General features: G+C 31.9%; 5 protein-coding genes. All 5 read left to right on the top strand.

Annotated elements, in window-relative coordinates; all coding sequences use genetic code 11:
* Position 1: 1 nt before the first annotated feature.
* The 5 genes from GOQ24_RS15820 to dnaN all read left to right on the top strand — a co-directional run bounded on the left by GOQ24_RS15820 (position 2) and on the right by dnaN (position 4754).
* Positions 2-829, top strand: a complete 828-nt coding sequence (locus GOQ24_RS15820) for an SAM-dependent chlorinase/fluorinase (protein ID WP_317165496.1) — start codon at positions 2-4, stop codon at positions 827-829.
* A gap of 14 nt (positions 830-843) precedes the next feature.
* Positions 844-1140, top strand: a complete 297-nt coding sequence (locus GOQ24_RS15815; RefSeq protein WP_155091864.1) for a putative quinol monooxygenase — start codon at positions 844-846, stop codon at positions 1138-1140.
* Between the two features lie 10 nt (positions 1141-1150).
* Positions 1151-1870 carry a gliding motility-associated ABC transporter permease subunit GldF gene (gene gldF, locus GOQ24_RS15810; protein WP_155091863.1) on the top strand — a complete coding sequence of 240 codons (720 nt, stop codon included), beginning with the start codon at positions 1151-1153 and terminating at the stop codon, positions 1868-1870.
* Entirely contained in the window at positions 1870-3555 is a 1686-nt protein-coding gene (gene gldG, locus GOQ24_RS15805) for a gliding motility-associated ABC transporter substrate-binding protein GldG (RefSeq protein ID WP_155091862.1), read from the top strand. The genes gldF and gldG overlap by 1 nt, the downstream gene beginning before the upstream one ends.
* 80 nt (positions 3556-3635) lie before the next feature.
* Positions 3636-4754 carry a DNA polymerase III subunit beta gene (gene dnaN / locus GOQ24_RS15800; RefSeq protein ID WP_155091861.1) on the top strand — a complete coding sequence of 373 codons (1119 nt, stop codon included), beginning with the start codon at positions 3636-3638 and terminating at the stop codon, positions 4752-4754.
* Positions 4755-4979 lie beyond the last annotated feature (225 nt).

Genomic DNA, 4979 nt, shown 5'->3' with positions numbered 1-4979 from the left:
GATAATTACATTGACGACTGATTTTGGATACAAAGATTATTATGTTGGCGCATTGAAGGGAAAGATTTATTCAAATATTTCTAATTGTAATATAGTAGATATATCACATGGAATAACTAGTTATAATATAGAAGAAGCTGGTTTTGTTATTGCTGCCACTTATAATAATTTTCCAAAAGGAACAATTCACATTGTTGCTGTAGATGCTTTTATTTCTGAAAGTACGCCCGCGGTGTGTATGAAATACAATGGGCATTATTTTATTACAGTAGACAATGGTGTCTTAACCCAATTGCTATCTTCTGATGGATTTGAAAGTGCTGTTTACATTCACAATGATGGAAGTTTGAGATCAAATGATTTATTTGTGTATTGTGCTTATCAGTTATCTGAAGGAAGAAAGCTTAAAAGTTTAGGGGTTGAGGTTGAGAGCTTAACTAAATTAAATCGAATTAGTGATTCTTTAATTTTAGAGGATAATAGAATCTCAGGTAAAATTGTCTATGAAGACACCTATGGCAATTTGATTACTAATATCACCAAGGAAGCATTTGATAAAATTGGCCGAGGAAAAGACTTTGTTATTCGCGTTAAGAGCAATAGCATATCGCGACTAAATAAATACTATGCAGATTTTAAAGTCACAGAGAGTATGACGCTCAAAGATAGAGCGGGTGATTTATTAGCTGTTTTTAATGACCTTGATTTACTTGTGATTACAATCTTTTATTCTAGGCCTAATAATCCGGGTGGATCTCCAAGAACATTATTAAGTCTTCAACTACATGACAATATATCAATAGAATTTGCCGTTGAACCTATTACATAACAAAATAATTAAGGATGTTTATTAGAATCGTAAAGCTTACTTTTCACGAAGATAAGGTAGAGGAATTCGTGAATTACTTTGAAGAAATAAAGAGTGTTGTGAGGAATCAACCAGGTTGTACTTTCTTGGAGTTGTATCAGGACAAGCATATAAAGAATATTTTTTTTACATATAGCTACTGGGATACAGAGCAAGATTTAGATACTTACAGGCATTCAAGTACTTTTAAAGAAGTTTGGCCTTTTGTCAAAACGCTTTTTAGTGAAAAAGCAGAAGCTTGGAGTGTAGATAGATTAGTAACAGTTAAATAAGATATTAAGAATGAAAGCCATCTGTTTAATGGAAATCCGCTCTTTTTTAAGTAGTTTGACAGGGTATTTAGTTATCATCGTATTTTTATTGATCAATGGCTTAATGCTTTGGTTTTTTGATGGAACTTACAATATATTGCAAAGTAATTTTGCGGATTTAGCTCCGTTTTTTTATTTAGCTCCTTTGGTCTTAACTTTTTTAATTCCAGCTGTTTCAATGAAAAGTTTGTCAGAGGAAATAAAGCAGGGGACAATAGAGTTGTTACTAACTAAACCCCTTTCTGTTTGGCAAATTGTTTTAGGCAAGTATTTTGGAATATTGTTTTTGATTTTCTTGTCGATATTACCTACTGTTATATATGTCTACTTTTTAGAGAGTTATCTCTTGCCTGGGCAAGAATTTGATATGGGAAGTGTACTTGGGTCTTATTTTGGATTATTGTTTCTCTCTGCTGCGTATGGAGCGATGGGAATATTTGCTTCTGCCTTATCAGAAAACCAAATAGTTTCTTTTATATTAGGAGTGGGGTTGTGTCTGTTTTTCTCTTTGGGAATAGATGCTTTAGCAGGCTTAATGCAGAGTACATTCGTAGAGAAATTTGGAGTACAATATCATTTTAGAAGTATTTCTAGGGGGGTGATAGATACAAGAGATTTAATATACTTTGTTTCAATCGCTTTTTTATTTTTAAGTATGACAGTTTCTAAAATAAAAACATTGCGCAAATAATGAAAAGTAATTTAAGTAAAAATCTAAAAGTACTGTTGCAATGTATTGTTGTGATTGTGTTGCTCAATTTGATAGGAGGTCTTGTTTACAAGCGATTCGATTTAACACAAGATAAACGGTATACCTTGTCAGAAGCAACAGTGAAATTATTAGAACAGGTTGAAAACCCCATTATAATTGATGTTTTTTTAGAAGGAAAATTTCCAGGTGAGTTTAGAAGGTTACAATTAGAAACGCGTCAACTATTAGAGGAGTTTGAACTTGTAAATTCGAATGTAAAGTTTCAATTTGTAAACCCTTTAGATGAGGCTAATGGTAGTGAGGAGGTTTTGAATGAACTTGTTCAGTATGGAATTAAACCTGTTTCTATCACGGTAAATGATAAAGGGACTCAAACCCAGCAAGTGGTTTTACCGTGGGCGATTGTCTCGAGGGGAGAAAAGGCATCCAAAGTTCAGTTGTTGAAAAATATGTTAGGAGCGAATACGGAAGAAAAAGTATTGACTTCTGTTCAGCACTTGGAATATGCTTTTATTGATGCAATACAAAAGGTAATAAAAGAGAAGCAAAAGAAAATAGCTGTTTTAAGAGGAAATGACGAATTAGAAGATGTATATATTGCAGATTTATTATTATCTTTAAAAGAGAGTTATTATATAGCTCCTTTTACTTTAGATTCAGTTGCAAGTAATCCAGTAAAGACTTTAAATGAGCTGAAGGAATATGATTTAACTTTAATAGCAAAGCCTCATAAAAATTTCACAGACAAACAAATTCAAGTAGTTGATCAATATATTGTCAGTGGAGGTAAGGCTATTTTTATGTTAGATCAAGTTCAAGCAGATTTTGATAGTTTGCGTGCTACAGGTAATATGTTAGCTTATGCTAAAGACCAAAGTTTAGGGGAAATGTTGTTTAAATATGGTGTTAGAATAAACCCTGTCTTGGTTAAAGATGAAATAGGTGCTCCAATTAAATTAGCAATAGGAAAACAAGGAAGTGAGACGCAGTATGGGGATTTTATTTGGAAATTTTCTCCTTTTGTTTATCCAGAGGGGAAACATCCAATAATAAAAAATATAGAAGGAGTTAAGTTTGATTTCGTATCGCCAATAGATACTTTAAAAAACAACATTGCTAAGACAGTTTTATTGCAATCTTCAAAATACTCGTCAACCGTAGGAACTCCTATTGAGATAAGTCTTGATGTTTTAAACGAACAGGTAGGACCAGAGGTATATGAAGGAAAAGGAAACTATATTTTAGGAGTCTTATTAGAAGGAGATTTTAGATCTGTTTTTCAGAATAGAGTATTGCCTTTTCAAATGAGTGATTTCAAAGAGAAGGGGCTACAAAATAAAATAATTGTCTTCTCAGATGGTAATTTAGCAAAGAATCAATTGGATCAGAGAGGTGCTCCCATGGAGTTAGGATATGATAAATGGACTAATAAATTATATGGGAATAAGGAGTTATTGATGAATTCAGTTGATTTCTTATTAGATGATAGTGGGTTGATACAGCTTCGTACCAAAGAAGTTAGATTCCCAATGATGGACAAAGTTAAAGTGTATCAGAATTATACAAAAATTCAAATGTTAGCTTTAATCTTACCAATACTGATTGTTGTCATTTTTTCAATTGTTTTTTTAGTTTTGAAAAAACGCATTTTTGAGAAAAAGTAAGACAAAATCACTTTTATTATTAATAATAATCCGATATATTTGTAGCTATAAAGCACTTTGCGGAGTTAAATAATTGTAATATGAAATTTATAGTATCGAGTTCCTACTTGTTAAAACAGCTACAGGTTTTGGGTAGTGTTATCAATAGTAGTAATACCTTACATATTTTAGATAATTTTTTATTTGAATTAGATAATAATATATTAAAGGTTTCTGCTTCTGATTTAGAGACAACAATGTCAGCTACATTAGAGATTGAATCAACAAGTCAAGGAAGTATAGCTGTACCAGCTAAGTTGTTGTTAGAGACGTTAAAAACGTTTCCAGAGCAACCATTGACTTTCTCAGTGAAGGAAAACAATACAATTGAAATAAGTTCAGATGTTGGTAAATATGTATTGGCTTATGCTCAAGGAGAGGAGTTTCCAAAAGCTGAGTCTTTAGAAGATCCTTCAAAAACGGAGGTGCCAGCAGGAGTTTTAGCAACTGCGATTAGCAAAACTATATTTGCTGCAGGTAATGATGATTTGCGTCCAGTAATGTCAGGAGTATTCTTTCAGTTTTCTCCTTCTGGATTAATATTTGTTGCTACTGATGCTCATAAATTGGTGAAATATTCAAGATCTGATATTTCTTCTTCAAATGAAGCAAGTTTCATTATGCCTAAAAAGCCATTGACTATATTAAAGAATATTTTAATGTCTTCTGGAGCAGATGTAACGATCGAGTTTAATGAATCTAATGCACAGTTTTACTTTGATAATTATTCATTGACTTGTCGATTAATAGATGGTAAGTATCCAAATTACGAAGCAGTAATACCAAAGGAAAATCCAAATAAACTATTAATTAATAGAGTACAATTTTTAAATTCAGTTCGTCGTGTTTCTATTTATGCTAATAAGACTACACATCAAATTAGATTAAAAGTAGCAGGTACAGAATTAAACATTTCTGCTGAAGATATCGATTATTCAAACAAGGCTGATGAGCGATTGACATGTGATTATCAAGGTGATGATATGCAGATTGGGTTTAATTCACGTTTTCTTGTTGAGATGTTGAACAATCTTCAATCAGACGATATTCTCTTAGAAATGTCTTTGCCAAATAGAGCGGGAATCTTAACACCTGTTGATGGATTAGAAGATGGAGAATCTGTTACAATGTTAGTAATGCCAGTTATGTTGAATAACTAGAAAAATAAGAATATATAAAAGGGTTTACAAATCGTAAACCCTTTTTTTGGTACTATGAAAATCATTCTAATTGTTTAGGATGATTTTTTTATTGTAGTACGTTGAGTTGTATGGTTGTATTATAGTATCCACCCTAGCAAGTACATCTTGTGAGGTATAAAAATTATTCTACAGCGTCAGAGATTGCCTTTTTATAGTTATGAGGATATAAATCTGTAATATTCT

This window comes from Myroides sp. LoEW2-1, from assembly GCF_009767705.1.
In the GTDB taxonomy this organism is placed as follows: domain Bacteria; phylum Bacteroidota; class Bacteroidia; order Flavobacteriales; family Flavobacteriaceae; genus Flavobacterium; species Flavobacterium album_A.
Note: the sequence above shows the minus strand (reverse complement) of the source record. Positions and strands in the feature narration are given on the sequence as shown.